Below are 16,739 nucleotides of genomic sequence, written 5' to 3'. Positions count from 1 at the left end.
GGAAAAACGGCAAAACTGGACGTGCTTTTCTCAAACTGTAAAATGAGAAAAATGATTTTTAAACTTTGAAAATGTCCGAATACATTGCGAAATGAACGATTCTGTCCGTTTATATTTTTGGCACGATATTTGCATTGTATTTGGTGAGGGGTGAGGTCGTGAGCTGGTTCATTCACAAGGAAGACATTGCTTACATAAGCGCCGGCGCAAAATTTTTATCCAGCGGAGGCGGCGGGGATACGAAAATAGCAGCGTATTTGCTTTTGTCTGCTATGGAAGAAGATGACGTGATAGAAGTAAAAACCGCAGTTGAAATGGCAGACGAGTGGGTCGTGCCGGTCGCAGCCGCAGGGTCCACGGTGTTAATGAAAGAAGATCTGCCTGCAGGGGAAGAAATTGTAAAAGCTTTGAAAGAATATGAATCTGTGTCAGGCAGAAAAGCAGACGCTGTGATTTCAATGGAGATTGGGGGGATCAATGCATTAACCCCTTTACTGGCTGCGTTCAAATGCCATCTTCCGGTCATTGATGGCGATGGGATGGGCAGATCCTTCCCCGAACTGGAGATGGTGCATTTCTATCATGCTGGAATCCCGGCCGTTCCGCTCGCCGCCTGTTCAAAAGACGAAACGCTCGTAATAAATGAAGCAAAGCATGTCTCGCGCACTTTGAAAGAATTTATGTTTCAGCAGGATGGGTATTGCCATTTTGCCTGCTTCGGGGCTGCCGGGTCCCGTATGAGGGCGGCCATGGTACCGGGAACATTGAAGCTGGCACTGGAAATTGGAAAAATACTTGCCCAAAACGCCTCTATCTGGGTGAAAGTGCAGCAGTTGCGCCATGCCTTTTTTCAATCTGTATACGGGGAGATGGAGATTGCGTTTGCCGGGAAAATCCGGGCCATCAATCGCTGGTTTGAAGAGAAAATGCTGGTGGGCGCGTTGGAACTGGCCGGGCAGATGGAATACCATAAGCAACGCGCAAAACTGTATTTTCAAAATGAATTTCTTTCTTTTCAAATTCCGGATGCGTGCCATTGTACAACCCCTGATTTAATCATTTTCGTTCATTATGAAACCGGGCTGCCTGTAGCTGTATCGGAACTCCGTGAAGGGATGTTGGCCATGGTTTTAACGGTAAAGGCTCCGGGACTGTATCAGACGAAAAAAATGCTTGCACAAACGGGTCCTGAAATGTTCCGGATTCCAAATCAGTTTCTTCAGAAGGAAACGGCCGGGAGGAGGCAGCAAGGTGAAAATTGGCATTGATATTGGCGGGACCAACACGCATGCCGTTTTGGTTTCCGGTGATGGGAAGCTCAAAATGGTTTCCAGTTCTTTGACCACCCCTGATGTCTATACAGGCGTATATCGATCAATGAAGGCCCTGCTGCAAAAATCAGAGATCAGGGCAGAGGAAGTAAAAGGGATTTATATCGGAACAACAGAACTAATGAATGCCGTATACGATGAGAAGGTTTTAGCAAAAACAGCTCTAATCCGCATTGCGAGAAGGCCTGTCAATATCACCCCGGCGCTTAAATGGCCGGCAACACTTCGGCGTTTGATCACAGAGCCGTATTTTATGGAAAGTGATCATGGCTACAACAAGAGCGGCGGCCGGATCGCGGATTTCAAACCGCTCGAACCGCTTTACCAATCCATTGCTGATGGAAAAATTGATGCCGTCTGCATCGTGGGCAGCTACTCCCCTTTGTATGAAAATGAGGAAGTTGCGGTAAAAAATGAAATTCGGAAAAGATTCCCGGAAATGCCTGTTACGGTTTCCCACTCATTTGGCACCCTTGGGTTTATGGAACGGGAAAATGCCGCTTTGCTCAACAGCTTATTGTCGAGAGTGATCAAAAAAATGCTTGCCAATTTAGCGGAAGGCTTCTCCTCTCTCTTGCTGGAATGCCCTTTTTGGCTGACGGAAAATAACGGATCGTTAATGTCTGTTGAACAAGCGATGAAATTCCCAGTTCTAACGCTTGCTTCCGGAGCGGCCAACAGTTTGAAAGGGGCAGCGAAACTTTCCGGGCTTCAAGATGTGATTGCGGTGGATATCGGCGGAAGCAAAGTGTATGCTGCGCGTGTTGCCGGCGGGGATTTGCCTGAAGTCATGGGCTCCTCCGATTTCCACGGCTTGGAAGCAGGGCTTGAGATGCCGGAAATCATTTCCCTGCCTTTTGGCACAGGGAACAGGCCTGTTATCCGGAAGGGGGAAGTGGAGCTGTTGCCACTGCTTTCGAATGATATTAAGCAATACGGCGTTGCCTGGGGAGGAGATGCACTGACAGTCAGTGATTGCTTTCTTAAGCTCTTTCCTGATGCTTTTTATGACCCCGAACTCCAAACAGAAAAATTAAAATATGTACCAACGAATGATTGTGCGATGGTTGTCCAGTATGTGGTGCAAAAAATAAAAGAAATCCTGGACCGGCTGCAAAATGAAGAAAAAAACCTCCCCATTGTACTGGTCGGCGGAGGCAGCCCGCTTTTTAACCCGAATCTATTCGGAAAGTACCAAAAAGTGCTGAATCCGGCCGGCTATCCGTATAGCGGGGCAATCGGGGCTTGTGATGCGACCATCAGCGAAGTGTCAGATAAAGTGTACTGGTTAAATGACCACTCAAAAGAAGAAGTGGTGGCCGAAGCAGCTTCTGCCTGCAAATTAGAAGCCATCAAAAAGGGCGCAGATCCTGATACCGTCAAACTTGCTTATATAGAAGAGTATCCTTTTGAGTACATGAAAGGGGAAATTCTCCGGATCAAAATAAAAGCTGTAGGCGAGCAAATTTTATAAAACGGAGGCTGCAAAATGCAAAAAAAATCAAGTCTTGGTGATGATTATGCTCTGTCCCGGGTGCCGTCGTCCGGCCGACAATCGTTGTGGAATATCACCATTGTCCGGGTTGGCTCATTAGCAACGATTTCACAATTTATTCTGGGGGCTTCATTAGGATACGGGATGAACTTTTGGCAGGCTTTTTGGGCAACGATGTTCGGCAGTGTCATCCTTGAAGTCATTAGTTTTCTGCTTGGCTATGCGGGTGCAAAAGAAGGGATGTCAACCAGCCTGCTATCCCGGTGGACGGGCTTTGGCAGGTACGGGTCAAGCATCATTGGCGCTGTAATTGCCATTTCTTGCATCGGCTGGTTTGGCGTACAAAACGCTGTCTTTGCCCAGGGGATCGTGCAATCCACGAACGGGGCGATCAGCCTGCCGGTTGCGGCCGCGATTACAGGCTTGGGTGTAACGGTTCTTGTCATCTTTGGTTTTAAAATTTTAAGTGTAACAGCATCCATCGCTGTTCCTGCTTTTCTATTGGCAGTGGCAGTTGGCATTTATGATGTGCTCAACAAATCCTCTATTACGGAGTTAGTGGCAAGCGCACCTGCCGGAAAACCGCTGACAATGGGTGTTGCCGCAACAATGGTGGCGGGCGGGTTTATTATCGGAGCCGTGATTACGCCGGATTTCAGCAGATTTGCCAAAAACGGGAAAGATGTTTTCTGGATGACGATGATCGGCACCATTGTCGGGGAGCTTGGAATTAATATGATTGCCGTACTCATGGCGCTTGCTGCCAAAACAAGTGACGTGGCGAGCATCATGATGCAAACTTCCGGATGGCTGGGCGCATTGGTTGTTGTTTTTTCCACCGTTAAAATCAATAACTTGAACTTGTATTCCTCATCACTCGGCTTTACGAATATCTTTGACAGCATATTGAACGTCAAATTGAATCGCGGCCTCGTGACGCTCGTCATCGGCATCATCGGGACATTATTGTCTGTAATGGGCATTCTCGGCCGCTTTACTGATTTTCTTGTTTTTCTCGGTGTTCTCGTACCGCCTGTTGCAGGCATCATCGTTGTGGACTACTTTGTGCTGAGAACGCACAAGAAGGAACTGGATGCTAGCCGGATGAAAGGAACCTTGCCAGAGACAGAAGAAAATGTAAACTGGGTTACGATGATCTCCTGGGCTGCGGGTTTTGCAGTCGGATACTTTGTGAAAATCGGGATCCCGTCTATCAATTCATTGGTAGCGAGCGCAGTGGTCTATCTGGTGGGCATGCTGGTTTTCCAAGCCGTCAGGAAAAACGTTATTGAAGAGGAAGTTGCATCTTAAAGAATCTGAATATTGGAGGCCTAAAAAGTAATGAGAAAAATCGGAATACAGGAAATAGAAGATATCGCAGTTGGAGCCGCCTTGCTGGGCACAGGGGGCGGCGGTGACCCGTACATCGGGAAGCTGATGGCAATCCAGGCAATTGAAGAATACGGCGAGGTCACTTTATTGGATGCGGAAGAAGTGCCGGATGATGCCCTGGTGGTTCCTTCCTCCATGATGGGCGCACCGACTGTCATGCTGGAAAAAGCGCCTAGCGGTGAGGAAGCGTTCGTTGCTTTTCAAAAATTGGAAACGTATCTTGGCGATAAAATTTATGCTACTTTTCCCATTGAGGCCGGCGGGGTCAACTCCATGCTGCCCTTTGCGTTAGCTGCGAAACTGGGGTTGCCTGTTGTCGATGCGGATGGAATGGGGCGGGCTTTTCCGGAACTGCAAATGGTGACATTTTATCTGGACGGGATAGCTGCAACGCCGGCCGTTTTAGCGGATGAAAAAGGAAATACCGTTGTCCTTTCTACCATCGATAATGTTTGGACAGAAAGGATTGCCCGGGCAGCAACGGTCCAAATGGGAGGATCTGCGATGACTGCCATGTACGCGATGAAAGGGAGAAATTTAAAAGAAAGCGGCGTCCGCAATATTTTAAAACTCGAAGAAACCATTGGCAAAACGATCCGGAAAGCAAAGGAAAACAACGCAAATCCAATTCGGGAAGTTGTCAAAAGCGTCAAAGGGTTTCCGCTGTTTTCCGGCAAAGTGAAAGATATTAACCGTAAAACGGAATCCGGATTTGCAAGAGGGACAGCAACGTTTGAAGGCATGCATGAAAATAAAGGAGAGACGCTTACGCTTCGGTTTCAAAACGAGCATCTTTTGGCCCGGACGGAAGAACGTTTATTGTGCATGACCCCGGATTTAATCGCTGTTTTGGATGCGGAAACGGGGCTCCCGATCACAACAGAGGGAATTCGTTACGGCGCCCGGTGTGTTGTCATTGGAATTCCGTGCCATCCAAAATGGAGAACAGAAAAAGGACTGGCAACGGTCGGCCCGAAATATTTCGGATATGATGTGGACTATGTTCCGGTGGAAGAACTTGCAAAAGAAGGAGTGCGTTCATAATGGGAGTTTACCGTGTTGGAATCGACGTTGGCGGCACACATACAGATGCCGTTTTACTGGATGAAAAGAATACTGTGATTGCGGAAACCAAATCGCCGACAACGGAAGACGTGGCAACAGGCATATACCATGCGATGCATAAGATCATCAGCGATGCCAATGTCCCGCGCGATCAAATACACTATGCCATGCTTGGCACGACACATTGTACAAATGCCATTGTAGAAAGAAAGAGATTAAATCATATTGCGGTTGTGAGGATCGGCGCGCCGGCCACATTGGCTGTGAAACCGTTGATCGGCGTTCCGGAAGATTTAAGGGAAGCGTTAGGGAAACACGTTTATCTCGTTCGCGGCGGCCATGAGTTTGACGGCCGGGAAATTACAGCGCTCGATACCCATTATCTTTTTCAAATTGCCAGGGAAGTGAAAGGAAAAGTAGATTCTATTGCGATCACTTCCGTCTTTTCACCTGTTTCCCAGGACCATGAGCACAGGGCAAGCGAAATTTTTAGGGAAGTATTAGGAGATGAGGTTGCGATTTCGTTATCGTCCGAAATTGGTTCCGTCGGCCTGCTTGAACGGGAAAATGCAACCATTTTGAATGCAGCGGTTGTCAATGTTGCCAAAACAGCCGCAGAAGGATTTATTCAGGCACTCGAAAATGAAGGTATCAAAGCACGCGTCTTTTTCGGGCAAAACGACGGCACGCTGATGTCGGTTGATTATGCCGTAAAATATCCGATTTTTACGGTTGCTTGCGGACCGACCAATTCACTGCGCGGCGCTTCTTATTTAAGCCAATTGTCTGATGCGATCGTGGTCGATGTCGGGGGGACGACTTCGGATGCCGGCGTACTTGTCAACTCTTTCCCCCGGGAGTCATCGCTTGCCGTTGAAATCGGCGGAGCGCGGACAAATTTCCGCATGCCGGATCTCATTTCAATCGGTCTTGGCGGCGGGACAATTGTACGAATCCGGGATAACGGGGAGTTCACAATCGGGCCGGACAGCGTCGGTTACAGGCTTCCGGAAAAAGGTTTGATTTTCGGGGGAGACACCCTCACCACCACCGATGTGGCAGTAGCACTTGGAAAAGTGGAACTGGGCGACCCGGAAAAAGTAGCGCATCTTGACAAAAAAGTGATGCAGCAGGTGTATGGCAGAATGGTGGAAATGGTCGAAGAAGCCATCGATAAGATGAAAACAAGTGCGGCACCGGTTCCGGTCATCCTTGTTGGCGGCGGGAGTGTATTGCTGCCGGACTCTTTAAAGGGCGCATCACGGGTCATCCGCCCGGAACATTCCGGTGTTGCCAATGCGATTGGTTCTGCGATTGCACAAGTCAGCGGCCAAATTGAAAAAATTTACGTTCTTGACGAAATAGGCAGGGAACAGGCATTGGAATCTGCCAAATCCCAGGCGAAGCAAGAAGCGATCAAAGCAGGGGCAGATCCCGGCAGCCTTGTCATCGTGGATATAGAAGATGTGCCGCTCGCCTATCTTCCGGGAAATGCGACAAGAATCCGAGTGAAGGCAGCCGGGGAGCTGGGGCGGATGCCAGTTGCCTCGATTTAAATTCTTGGATGTTGAAGCCGGGAAAGCACGTGAATTCTAACTGGTGCCGGATAGGAATGAGAAATCTGCCAAAGATGGATCTTTGGCAGATTTTTAGCAGGGGGGTCAATTTTTCTCCAACCAAACGAGTGTTGGGCAGGGAGCCTCGTCAGGTTTGTCAATCGTTGCTTCACGATGATCTATGGGTTTGTTCTTTCATAATATGATCTAATCGGGATAACCCTTTTTCTGCAGTATGCATCATCTCGTCAAACAATTCCTGCACTGTCGGAATCGTATGAATAAGGCCGACGACCTGTCCGGCCCAAGCATAACCTTTTTCTTCATTCCCGTCATAAATATAGTTGCAATTTGCGCTACCGCTAATCATCTCTTTCAGGTCTTCGTAGGATGCCCCTTCCTGTTCACGTTCCATAATATTCAAGGCAAAGCGGTTTTTCAAGACCCGGCCCGGTGCCCCTAATGTTCTCTTAATCACTACTGTATCCGTTTCTTTTGCATGCACGATGGCCTGCTTATATTTCTCGTGTGCATGAATACATTCTTTGGTGGCAATAAAACGGGTCCCCATTTGAATTCCTTCTGCGCCAAGAGAAAGGGCAGCCAATAATCCACGTCCGTCGCCAATGCCCCCGCCGGCGATTACAGGAATGGATACTTCGTCTGCAACCCGGGGAATGAGCAACATGCCGCCAATGTCGTCCCGGCCTAAATGGCCCCCGCCTTCCTGCCCGACGGCGATCACTGCGTCTGCACCCAATTGTTCAGCTTTTTGTGCTTGTCTTGTTCCAGCCACAAGGACAAGTGTACGAATGTTTTCTCCTTTTATCCTTTCGAAGACCGGTTGCGGGTTACCGCCACTGATGGAAATGGCTGGAACCTTTTCTTCAATGGCCACTTCAAGCAACTCCTCGTACCGGCCGTTATACCTTGCGATTGCAAAGTTTACACCGAAGGGCTTCCCGGTTAATTTTCGTACTTTGTGAATTGCATTGCGAAGTTTTTCAGGTGTTCGCAGCGTCGCGGCAGTGATTTGCCCCAGGCCGCCCGCATTGGAAACAGCAGCAGCTAATTCCGCATATCCGAGATAAGCAAGGCCTCCTTGGATAATGGGGTATTTTATTTTTAATATCTCCGTAATGCGAGTTCTCATTTTTACCGGCCCCTATTTGACTGAATTCCTTTTTTCTTCGTTAAGTGATAGCTTTGCCTTATCATATCACAGATTTCTTCCTCCGGGACGGTGCCGTCAAGAATAACGGAATTCCAATGTTCTTTGTTCAGATGGTATGCCGGAACAACAGCGTGGTATTTCCGGCGATAAAAGTCCAGCCAGCCGTTTTCACCTTTCACATTGATCCAAATATGGCCGTTTCTTTCAAAAATCCAGGCAAAGACTTTTTTATTTTTTTTGTGGCGCATTAATGTCCAATTCTTATCTTTAAAGGGGTAATCTTCATACGTGTTTTCCAGTTTTAAACAGTAATGGATAGCGTCCTCTCTTGTTTTCATTTATGATGCTCCTTCAACATGCTGTTATTTATATTATATAAAAATGTTAGGGATTACCGTCATTTTTTCCTGCTTTCTTAACGTAGGCGTGCTCTATGTAAAGGAAGGTCACCGAATTTTTCTGCCTTCTTAACATAGGCGTGCTCTAAGTAAAGGAAGGGCGTCGATTTTTCCCGCTTTCTTAACGTAGACGGCCCTATGTAAAGGAAGGACGCCGATTTTTTCTGCTTTCTTAACATAGGCGTGCTCTATGTTAAGAAAGGTCATCGAATTTTCTTGCTTTCTTAACGTAGATGCGGTCTATGTAAAGGAAGGGCGTCGAATTTTCTCACTTTCTTAACGTAGGCGTGCTCTATGTTAAGAAAGGTCACCAATTTTTCCTGCTTTCTTAACATAGACATGGTCTATGTAAAGGAAGGACGCTGATTTTTCTTTCTTTTTTAACGTAGACATGCTCTAAGTAAAGGAAGGACGCCGATTTTTCCTACTTTCTTAACATAGGCGTGCTCTATGTTAAGAAAGGTCATCGAATTTTCTTGTTTTCTTAACGTAGATGCGGTCTAAGTAAGGGAGGGACGCCGAATTTTCTCACTTTCTTAACGTAGACATGCTCTATGTAAAGGAAGGACGCCGAATTTTCTCGCTTTCTTAACGTAGACGGGTTCTATGTTAAGGAACAGCGCCGTTTATTCGTATTTTTTGCTTTATATTGGTTTGAGTGGTGAAACTTTTTCAGCGTTCATCCTTCCTTTATCGTATTGTTGTTATTTTATTTTTTTGCGTCACGATTCCTGATGCAATTGGAATTCCCATGCCAATGATTACGATAGGTAAAAACCATTTACCAAACCCGTTTCCCCATCCCATTGCAATCACAATGGATTCCAATAAGATTAAAGCAAAGAAAATCAGACAAATATTTTTCAATTGATTTAGCAGTTTCCGGCTATGCACATAAAATTGTTTTGCATTTGATTCATTTAATCGATCAGGATAATTATAAATATGAGGGAATTTTTCCAAAACCTGCATCAATAGCGCAAGGATTGCCCCCACGCCGGGTAAAATCAAAAGTTCCCATTTTGATCCCCAACGATCGACTTTACCGGAGGCATCATAATGTCCGGGAACTTTTTCTGGAAGTTTCCCCAAACGCTAACCAGAAAAATAATCGAACCAAAGAAAAATAAATAGCCAATTATGTCCCAAAACCATTCGCCTTTTGTCTTGGAAATTTTCAATTTGGGCTGCTTCCGGGAGTTTGGCATGCCATTTCCCTCCAATCCAGTTTCTGATTCATTTCCGTCCAGCCATAAAGTTTTTTGTACATGAAAAAGCCCCCAAGTGCAAGGTTTTTTACATTTCATGAAACCCTTACATTATAGATACGATAAAAGTAACCAAATTCCTTATCAAATTTGAATTTGGTTTTTTATCCGGGCTTCTCTCCGAAGCGGATCGTGTATGGTAAACTAATGATGTCTTTGCCACTTTGAACGGGATTCCAGTTTTCACCATTTGAGTCCATATGAAAAGAAGGGGAATAAAAATTGAAAATGAACCGAACAGGCGCATGGTTTCTACTACTATTCTTAATGCTTTTTTGCAGTGGTTGCGGCCAAACCCAATCCACTAACAGCCAGCCAGTAAAAGAAAAGCAAGTGCAGCATATAAGTGCGGCAAAATCAGAGAGTAAGGCCGACAGTAAAACCGTTAACAAAACAGACAGCAATCATAAAAGTACCGCATCACTTCCAAAAGGAAAACTAAAGGTTTATTTTTTTGATGTCGGGCAAGGGGATAGCATGCTCATCCAAACACCAAAAGGAGAAAATGTGTTAATTGATGGTGGGAATAATGACAAAGGTGATGATGTTGTCCGGTATCTTCGCCAGCTGCATGTCAGCCAATTGGATGATGTGATTGCCACCCATCCGGATGCCGATCATATCGGGGGCCTGGATACGGTTCTGGAAAACTTAAAAGTAAAAAATGTATATGCGCCGCGGGTCGTGAATACAACCAGAACCTATGAAGATTTTTTGCTGGCTGTGAAAAATAGCAGACTTAAAATCAAGCAGGCAAAAGCGAATGTTGATCTTGGGTTGCGGGGGGCATCGATGAAGTTTGTCGGTCCTGTAAAAGATTATCACGAAGAGATGAATGACTGGTCGGCTGTTGTAAAACTTTCCTATGGGGAGAAAGGCACTTTTCTATTCACGGGAGATGCCCCTATCCGTTCTGAAGAAGATATGATTGCAACGCACCAAGATCTTTCATCCCAAGTATTAAAAGTGGGGCATCACGGTTCAAAGACTGCTACAAGTCAGGCGTTTTTGGACGCCGTAAAACCGAAGTACGCGATTATTTCGGTAGCGAAGGTGAATTCGTACGGGCTTCCAAATGACGAGGTGATCAATCGTTTAAAGTCGAATCATATTCAAATTTTCCGGACAGACGAAATGAAAACCATTTTAGCGGTGACCGATGGGAAGTCTATTGAATTCCAGCCGGTTCCGTCTTTAACGCCGAATCATTCGTCTTCGGAAGCGGGAAATGCAACGGCTTCCGGCAAGGCTGCTCCGCCAGTAAAGCAGCCATCCCAGCAAGCCACTTCTAACGGGACATTACAGGCGAAGCTTGATGATCCAACGCCGCAGCAGTATAGTAAAATCAATTTAATGGTTACAGGTTTGACAGGCGCAACGTATCAGGCCACTTTTCATTATAAAAGCAAAGACACCGTCTATCGGGGAACGGTAGGGACGCCGCTTTCGGTTCGAATCAGCAGAGCGGCTCCTGGTTATGAGGTGCGGATTGATATAAAAGCTGTTGTAAAAGGGAAAACATATACCACCCATACTTCTTTTACCCCGCAATAAAGGAGGCCATTTTTGATGAAATATATTGTAGATCGGATCGAAGGGGAATTTGCTGTTTGTGAAAAAGAGGACCGGACGACTGTGGATATCCGTCTAAGTAAGCTCCCATCCGGTGTCAAAGCCGGAGACGTTCTCGTCGTCGAAGATGGAACACTGCGCATTGACAGGCAACAAACAAAGGAACGAAAAGCCCAAATCGAAAAATTGGCGGATGAACTATTTGAGTAGGCAGCAGGGGGGGAGGATCTATCGGGATGCCGATTGGGCGTATAGCTATATCCAAATAGGGTTTGTACTGCCCAACTTTTATAATAAAGAGTACACGGGAATCTATGTGTCCCATTAACTTTTACGATCTGCAAAGAAGGAGGATTGGTAAAGTACTGGAATGTGAAAAAAATAAGGGCATGCCCCGGCCGAGTGACCGGCTTTTAGGCACGCCCTTATTCCTATCATGATTATTTTGCTTTCACCGCTTTTGCGTTGATGTAACCAACCCATTTCCCTTTGCCATCGTACAGGGAAAGATAGGTGAGGCCATTGCTGTGATAATAGGCATACTTGGCAAGGTAGGTTTTATTGGCAGCTTTGACATTTTTCTTTTTCCAGTTAAAGTTCTGGTATACAGCATATTTGCCGTTTGTCACTGTGACATACTTGCTGTAAGGAATTCCGGCACCTTGCTTACCTTGTCCGGTTTTTACAGCATGCGCGTTGATATATCCGGCCCACTTTCCTTTGGCATCATAAAGTGAAAGATAAGTTGAGCCATTTGTATGATGATAGGCATATTTGGCAAGGTAGGTTTTATTGGCAACTTTGACATTTTTCTTTTTCCAGTTAAAGTTCTGGTATACAGCATATTTGCCGTTTGTCACTGTGACATACTTGCTGTAAGGAATTCCGGCACCTTGCTTACCTTGTCCGGTTTTTACAGCATGCGCGTTGATATATCCGGCCCACTTTCCTTTGGCATCATAAAGTGAAAGATAAGTTGAGCCATTTGTATGATGATAGGCATACTTGGCAAGGTAGGTTTTATTGGCAGCTTTGACATTTTTCTTTTTCCAGTTAAAGTTCTGGTATACAGCATATTTGCTGTTTGTTACTGTCACGTACTTGCCATAATTTATGGCATTCCCTTGTTTGCTGGTTAGCTCATATTTTACAGTCACCATTTTCACGCCGGCAGTATTAGCCTTCAAGCTGTAGCTGTACGATTTTGAAGACGGGGTATAGTGATTTACTTTTGGTAAAGACACTTTTGCGGTGTTGCCGACAGTTGTTCTAACAATTGTATTTGGTGTAATCGGTTCACCCGTTTTCGCATCTACATACTTGATTACTGTGGTTTGTCTGGATACATCGTTGACAGCATCCCTATAAAACTTCAGTGACTGCAAAGCATAGCCGCGGTCATCAAATAGCCCCTGGTTATCCCAAGATGTACCGCCCCAGGCAGGATTGCCGTTGTAATACATTTTGCTGTCTGGGAAATAACCGACAGCACCTGAGCTGGCCCAGCCTGTCCCGTATTTTTCAGCAGCATCTTTATTCGCCTTCCAATTATCCCAGCCAGCGTAAACCGGAATCCAGGCCGGCTCCCAGTAGAATGCCCCGAGGCCGTTTTGCTGGCTCATCAGTGTACTGTATAAACTTGTCAGTGCGTCTACCTGGCCTTGTGGGCCTACCGGGAAAGCATTTATGTTTTGCCAATTGCTTTGCTCTTCGCCGATTGAATTTGGTGTCCCGTCAGCATCTTTCAAGCTGTTTACCCAAGCTGTTTCCATCACGGCAAACAGTTTGCCGTAGCTGGCGGCCAGTTTTTCCACCTTCGTTAAGGTTTCTGGTGTGTTGGCTTTTGCCGTTACAGACCAGTATGGATAGTATGACGATCCAAGCACATCATAGTCGACACCATCACGTTTCCATGCATTCATAATGTCTGTATACTTTTGCACATCCGGTGTTTCAATGTGTAAAGTGACTAAAGCGTTCGGTACAGTATCGCGAATAGCTTTGATGCCGGATTTGATATAACTGTCAACCCGGGCTGATTTTGTTTTATTATTCCAAATGCCGGTGTATGATTCTCCTGCGTCACGGTTCGTCGTTACGCCCATCATGCCGTTGGTGATCTCATTGCCGACCTGCACCATCCCAACATCCGCGCCTGCGTTCTGGAATTTTTTAATGGTGCCGCTTGTAAAACCGTAAACATCTTTCTGTAACTGGGCGTCACTGTGCCCCCGCCATGCTTTCGGCAAAATTTGCTGCGCCGGGTCTGCCCAGAAATCCGAGTAGTGAAAGTCCAGCAAGATTTTCATCCCGTATTGGGCAGCTTCCTTGGCAATCGCCAGTTCGTGTTCAACGTCAGACTGCCCGCCGCCGTAAATTGCGCCAGTTGAACTTTTTGGATCGTTCCAAATCCGTAATCTGATATAGTTCACGCCGTTATCATGGAGAATTTTTAAGAGGCTTTCCTGATTGCCGCTAAAGTCGTAATATTTTACGCCGGCTTCTTTCAGCGCTTCATAAGATGAGATATCCACCCCGCGAATCGTATCGGAGGACATATTTGTTAACTTGTTAATTGTAACAGTCTGTGCTTTTAAGCCGGTGTCCGTCCCGGTTTCAAACGGGTCTGATTGTGGAGCAGGGGCCGTTGTGCCTGTATTGCCACTCGTGTTATCACTGCTGCCATCATCTGTACCGGTTAATAACTGCTTAAAAGCTGTGAGCGATTGGAGCGGATTGCCCAAGTCATCAAATAATGCCTGGTTATCCACTGAACTCGCGCCTGCCCATTGATCGGCGCCATCAACATATCCGGCTGCCGCCGTTGTTGCCCAGCCTGTCCCGTATTTTTCAGCTGCGTCTTTATTGTGCTGCCAGTGGGTGCCACTATTGCCGGCTTCCACTGCAATCCACACAGCATTGTCGTAAAATGCACCGCAGCCAGCAGTGTTATTTCCATCTGCCGTGATTGCGCTGTAAAGATTGTGCAGATAAGTTGCCTGGCCTTGGGGGCTGACTTCGCCAATTCCATTTTTCAGAATGTCGGAAGCTGTTGACCCGTTGCTTTCCCCGTCTGAATCCTGGTCCGTAAAGGGATAGCTGACACTTAATACTGCGAATTTTTTGCCGGCTTGTTTTGCCGCTTCCATGGCCCCTTTGATATCAGAAATTGCATCCCATGCCGCATATACATTGGCACCCAAAATATCATAATCCACATTTGCACTTTTTAGGTTGTTCGCAATGGTTGTAAACCAGTTTGAACCAGGCCCGGCATAGGCCAATGCAATTTGGATGCTACTGTCAAATGACCGGATTTCTTTCGTTACAGCCGCCAAAATATCGTTGCCGGTTGCCATGTCCTGGCTCAAAAAATTTTGGGCCATGTTGCTTCCGACTGTAACCATATCAGGTGTTACATTGTTGCTTTTTAATTTGTTCAAGGATTCGCTTATATAGCGAACAGCCGTATCTTTTAAGTTATCCGTTGCCCATCCTTTGGGAAGTTTCTGGTTATTTTTGCTTGTGTAAAAATCTGAGAATAAGAAATTAATATTGACTTTCAATCCTGCTGACTTGGCTGCCTGTGCAGTTTTAACGGCGTTTTCGAGCGTCGGGTTCCCGCCGCCGTATGATTTGCCTTCATCATTTGCAGGATTCACGGCAACTTTAAGATTGACATAATTGGCGCCGGAATCTTTTAATAGATTCATAAAGCCTTCTTCATCGAGCGAGCGGCCATTAAAGTCTTTGTATTTTACCCCGGCGGCCAGTTCTGCTTGATAGGGTGTTAAATCAATACCGCGGATGGTATCATCTGTTACAGTGGATACTTTACTGATTAAGGCAGGCAATTTAAAAGCGCCCGTATCTGTCCCGTTGCTGTAGGCCGCCGCAGTGTCTGAAGGTGTATCAGCAAGTGCGAATGGCACAGCTAAAGATGGGGCAAAAGAACCAGCCAGCAAAGCGAGCGTAGAACCAGCCACCAGTAAAGACCTTGTTACTTTCTTCATCAAACTTCCCCCTCATTTTTTTCACATACTATTAGATTATACTATAGTTTGGTTTGCGAAAAGAATGGTTAATCATTTTTTCTGCCTGCATTTATTGAGCTGAACAAGGGATGCAGGGAAGGCGTGCGGAAAACAAACGAAGATAGAAGGTGAGTACAGATGCTTTGAAATTTTTAATCATCTTTGAATTTATTCAGTCTGATCGGGGGGAACAGCGTGTTATCCCGAATCGCAGCCGTGCATCGGGTGTGTCGCCTATTTTGCTTACTGACAAGGCGGGGTATGTATTCAATTTGCCTAAAAATCTCGCCAATGCAAAAAGAGCAGCGGAATGCCACCTTGCATATATGAATTTTTATTGAAAGAATGCTGTGAGGCCACACGCAATGAACTTGTTCAAAAGATCGTGCAGATATTGGAAAGGCAAAACGATCCGGAAACGACCAGCATGTTTACATTTCTATCCGACCCGGATCCTGTTGCAGTCCGGAGAATTCTATCATCGCCGTTCAAACGGGCCGAAAATCACGGTTCTTTAGATCGTATATGTATTTTAGCACTTTCAGCAAACAAGGCCAGAATGGTTGTCCGCGACTATGAAGAGCCGCCTGTATGGAAGGTGAAAAACCAAATCCGGCAATTTTTTGATGCACAACAAATTGTGGGAGCGCCAAAACCGGCCAGCATTTATTCATTGGCGGCGTGCATGTACCATGACGGCAGAAAGGAAATGCAGAAGGAAGATGTTCAGGACTGGATGAACTGGGCCATTTACGGGAAAAGGCTCTCCGGGCGGATTATAGCAAAAATGGTAAAAAGAATTCAGGCAAGAGGCGGTATGGCATGGATACATGCAGCAGCAATAAAAAGCTGGTTGATTAGTCAAAAAAAGGAGGAGTGGACAGTGGATTTGGATCAAGCCAGAGTCACGCCGGCTTACTTGTGCGGCAGGTTGTTTGCGGTATTGGAAGCGGTACCATACGAAGCAGTAAAGGGAAACGAAACGATTGCTTCAAGGTTCTATGCGGCAGCTTCATCTACTCCAAGGACAATTTTCGGGCTTTTAATGAGAAATAGCAAATGGCATTTAAGTAAAATTAGTAAAGAAAACAAAGGATATGAAGTTCGTTATCAGCAAAGGATTCAATTAATAACCGGCCAATTGAAAGAATTCCCAGCTGTCCTTGATTTGCAAGGACAGGCTGAGTTTGCGCTAGGCTACTATCATGAAAGACAAGATATATACAAGAAAAAAGAAAATATGCCTGCTGATGCTGCCAATGTAAGTGATTTAAATAAAACCGTTGTTGAGGGGGAGTAATACATGAACATAAATTCAATTATTGATCCAAACAAACGCTATGATTTTGTGCTCGTTTTTGATGTGACGGATGGAAATCCGAACGGTGATCCGGATGCAGGCAATCTGCCGAGACAGGATAAATTATTTGAATTGGATTGAAATAAGCTTATAC

At 45.9% G+C, this 16,739-nt stretch carries 13 protein-coding genes and 1 pseudogene; 10 read left to right on the top strand and 4 right to left on the bottom strand.

Annotated elements, in window-relative coordinates; translation table 11 throughout:
• The first annotated feature begins 158 nt into the window (after positions 1-158).
• From BCOA_RS21305 to BCOA_RS21285, 5 genes are read left to right on the top strand one after another with little or no spacing between them, the layout of a single operon-like run.
• Positions 159-1,268 (top strand): DUF917 domain-containing protein, encoded by a 1,110-nt coding sequence (locus BCOA_RS21305; RefSeq protein ID WP_014096177.1) that lies wholly within the window; start codon positions 159-161, stop codon positions 1,266-1,268.
• Positions 1,252-2,805 carry a hydantoinase/oxoprolinase N-terminal domain-containing protein gene (locus BCOA_RS21300; RefSeq protein ID WP_014096176.1) on the top strand — a complete coding sequence of 518 codons (1,554 nt, stop codon included), beginning with the start codon at positions 1,252-1,254 and terminating at the stop codon, positions 2,803-2,805. The genes BCOA_RS21305 and BCOA_RS21300 overlap by 17 nt, the downstream gene beginning before the upstream one ends.
• Before the next feature lie 15 nt (positions 2,806-2,820).
• Positions 2,821-4,137, top strand: a complete 1,317-nt coding sequence (locus tag BCOA_RS21295) for a cytosine permease (protein WP_014096175.1) — start codon at positions 2,821-2,823, stop codon at positions 4,135-4,137.
• 30 nt (positions 4,138-4,167) lie between these two features.
• Complete coding sequence (locus tag BCOA_RS21290) at positions 4,168-5,262, top strand: DUF917 domain-containing protein (protein ID WP_014096174.1); 1,095 nt, start codon at positions 4,168-4,170, stop codon at positions 5,260-5,262.
• A complete protein-coding gene (locus BCOA_RS21285; protein ID WP_014096173.1) occupies positions 5,262-6,839 on the top strand; it encodes a hydantoinase/oxoprolinase N-terminal domain-containing protein in 1,578 nt (525 codons plus the stop codon). Before BCOA_RS21290 ends, BCOA_RS21285 begins: the two co-directional genes overlap by 1 nt.
• Before the next feature lie 169 nt (positions 6,840-7,008).
• Here the strand turns inward: BCOA_RS21285 and BCOA_RS21280 are convergent, their stop codons facing one another.
• The 3 genes and pseudogenes from BCOA_RS21280 to BCOA_RS21270 all read right to left on the bottom strand — a co-directional run bounded on the left by BCOA_RS21280 (position 7,009) and on the right by BCOA_RS21270 (position 9,619).
• The gene (locus BCOA_RS21280; protein ID WP_014096172.1) at positions 7,009-7,992 is read right to left on the bottom strand and encodes an NAD(P)H-dependent flavin oxidoreductase; all 984 of its coding nucleotides are present in this window, start codon (positions 7,990-7,992) and stop codon (positions 7,009-7,011) included.
• Positions 7,993-7,994: 2 nt separating this feature from the next.
• Positions 7,995-8,351, bottom strand: coding sequence for an MmcQ/YjbR family DNA-binding protein (locus tag BCOA_RS21275; RefSeq protein ID WP_014096171.1), 357 nt, complete (start codon positions 8,349-8,351; stop codon positions 7,995-7,997).
• A 750-nt stretch (positions 8,352-9,101) separates the two neighbouring features.
• A pseudogene (locus tag BCOA_RS21270) lies at positions 9,102-9,619 on the bottom strand (DUF1648 domain-containing protein).
• A 537-nt stretch (positions 9,620-10,156) separates the two neighbouring features.
• Here BCOA_RS21270 and BCOA_RS21265 point away from each other — a divergent pair.
• Together BCOA_RS21265 and BCOA_RS21260 are read left to right on the top strand one after the other, a co-directional pair.
• Positions 10,157-11,233, top strand: a complete 1,077-nt coding sequence (locus tag BCOA_RS21265; RefSeq protein WP_229035789.1) for a ComEC/Rec2 family competence protein — start codon at positions 10,157-10,159, stop codon at positions 11,231-11,233.
• Positions 11,234-11,248: 15 nt separating this feature from the next.
• Complete coding sequence (locus BCOA_RS21260) at positions 11,249-11,461, top strand: DUF3006 domain-containing protein (RefSeq protein WP_013858348.1); 213 nt, start codon at positions 11,249-11,251, stop codon at positions 11,459-11,461.
• Positions 11,462-11,691: 230 nt separating this feature from the next.
• On the opposite strand, the gene BCOA_RS21255 is transcribed toward BCOA_RS21260, so the two are convergent.
• Positions 11,692-15,264 carry a glycosyl hydrolase 53 family protein gene (locus BCOA_RS21255; RefSeq protein WP_014096167.1) on the bottom strand — a complete coding sequence of 1,191 codons (3,573 nt, stop codon included), beginning with the start codon at positions 15,262-15,264 and terminating at the stop codon, positions 11,692-11,694.
• Between the two features lie 149 nt (positions 15,265-15,413).
• Between BCOA_RS21255 and BCOA_RS35530 the strand changes: the two genes are divergently transcribed.
• The 3 genes from BCOA_RS35530 to BCOA_RS21245 are packed head-to-tail and all read left to right on the top strand — an operon-like array spanning position 15,414 to position 16,726.
• Positions 15,414-15,626 (top strand): hypothetical protein, encoded by a 213-nt coding sequence (locus tag BCOA_RS35530; RefSeq protein ID WP_230090511.1) that lies wholly within the window; start codon positions 15,414-15,416, stop codon positions 15,624-15,626.
• Positions 15,596-16,585, top strand: a complete 990-nt coding sequence (locus tag BCOA_RS21250; RefSeq protein WP_014096166.1) for a type I-C CRISPR-associated protein Cas8c/Csd1 — start codon at positions 15,596-15,598, stop codon at positions 16,583-16,585. Before BCOA_RS35530 ends, BCOA_RS21250 begins: the two co-directional genes overlap by 31 nt.
• Positions 16,586-16,588: 3 nt before the next feature.
• Positions 16,589-16,726 carry a type I CRISPR-associated protein Cas7 gene (locus BCOA_RS21245; RefSeq protein WP_013858351.1) on the top strand — a complete coding sequence of 46 codons (138 nt, stop codon included), beginning with the start codon at positions 16,589-16,591 and terminating at the stop codon, positions 16,724-16,726.
• The last annotated feature ends 13 nt before the right edge of the window (positions 16,727-16,739 follow it).

The organism is Heyndrickxia coagulans 36D1, assembly GCF_000169195.2.
Taxonomy (GTDB): Bacteria; Bacillota; Bacilli; order Bacillales; family Bacillaceae_C; genus Weizmannia; species Weizmannia faecalis.
Note: the sequence above shows the minus strand (reverse complement) of the source record. Positions and strands in the feature narration are given on the sequence as shown.